This window comes from Piscibacillus sp. B03 (assembly GCF_052246295.1).
In the GTDB taxonomy this organism is placed as follows: domain Bacteria; phylum Bacillota; class Bacilli; order Bacillales; family Alkalibacillaceae; genus Piscibacillus.
Genome location: NZ_JBQQCO010000083.1, coordinates 1 through 1,536 on the forward strand (window position 1 = coordinate 1; position 1,536 = coordinate 1,536).

General features: G+C 28.1%; 1 protein-coding gene. It reads left to right on the forward strand.

Annotation, left to right across the window (positions count from 1 at the left end):
* The first annotated feature begins 326 nt into the window (after nt 1-326).
* A complete protein-coding gene (locus ACTWQB_RS17230; protein ID WP_443140390.1) occupies nt 327-677 on the forward strand; it encodes a hypothetical protein in 351 nt (116 codons plus the stop codon).
* Nucleotides 678-1,536 lie beyond the last annotated feature (859 nt).

Sequence of the window (1,536 nt, forward strand, 5' to 3'; positions counted from 1 at the left end):
CTCCTGATATAGTCAATAGTCTGCTTTACGCCTATTATAAACTATCAATCACGTTTTATCAGTTTTTATCACTAAAAATTATCAGAAATTATTAGTAATAATTAAAAATTATCTTTAATAATTTACAATCAAAATCAATTATAACCAATTAATAAAATAATTTATAATTATTTTTGATAATTATAAATTATTGATGATTATTTTTAAGAATAATTATCAATAATTCTTGATTGAACAACCGTTATAATAGGTTTTTAATCTATTTTGACATTAGGAACTAATGGTAGTATAATGAAACTTAATAAATCAGTTAAAGGATTATAACAATGACTAACGAAATATTATTTAAACAAGCCAATAAATTGATTACTAAACCCGATATGTATAAAATTCTGCGTTATCTTGAGTCGCATAGAACGGTTGAAATAGCCATTAAAGATATCGTTGAACAGGTTTATACAAAACGACGAACGTTGGATAAACTAAGCGGTCAATACACATTTACTTATAAAAAAATTGATCGTAAGCGAGCAGAACGTATTATTGAAATTTTTGAATGGATGTTAATTATTGATGTAGATTATAGAGACAAACCAAAGAAATATTTTTACCTCAACGAACGTGGGATGGTATTATGCGGTTTAATTAAAGAATTAGAAGAAAGGGGAGAAAGGTGATGTTACAACTCTTTAGAACAAAGAAAGGTCTAGATCGTTATCTGTGGTTTATGGTTGGACTTATGGCGGTATCTATTGTGATAGGATATAGCATTCATATTTATAATTACTTTTTCTAGACAAAAAAGACGAGCGCCCTGATCTCGAAAGATCAAGGCGCTCTTTTTTGGCGATTTTACTTTTTAACAAAGCACAAACTAACGATTAACATTATTACTTAAACACCACAGTTTGTACTAAGTTATTAACTTGTATAAATGATTATATCATAATACGAAGAAAAATCAATAAAGAAATTTTGGCAAAATTCAACTTTACATTTCAAATATCTTTTAGTAATATTAAAAACAAGATGATTGGTTTGGCGACCAAATTACTTTTTAACAAAGACCTCGTGGGTAAGTATATCTACACTATTGATTAATATTATGAAACTTAAATTTTGAAATGTATTAGTATTCCTTTAATACTGATAGATTTCAGAGTTTAACACCACTTTTTTTATTGGTTTTAATTAACTAAAAAAAAACAAAGAAAAAGTGTCCCATTATCGCATTGATCACTGAATGGTTGGCCGCCTGAAGTGAATCAATACAATTTGGAACACAGCTCACAGATTGTAAGAATCAAAAATGACTCTCACAAAACAACAAAAACACTTTTCAGTAATAATTGTACCATTGAACGTCAAGGTAATCAATTAAAAATATCAAGAAATTGATGTTGTGCTGAAAAGTATGTGAGTCATTAAATCTCGCATAATTTTTCAGCTTTTTTATTGGCAAAATAACCCCAAATGGGGTAAGCTGCCTTGCTAACTTCAATAAATCGGAAGGGTATGTATGGGTAAATATTTACC

Excerpts from the sequence above, each read along its gene's own strand:
- ACTWQB_RS17230 (WP_443140390.1), top strand. The coding sequence starts at position 327 with ATGACTAACGAAATATTATTTAAACAAGCCAATAAATTGATTACTAAA.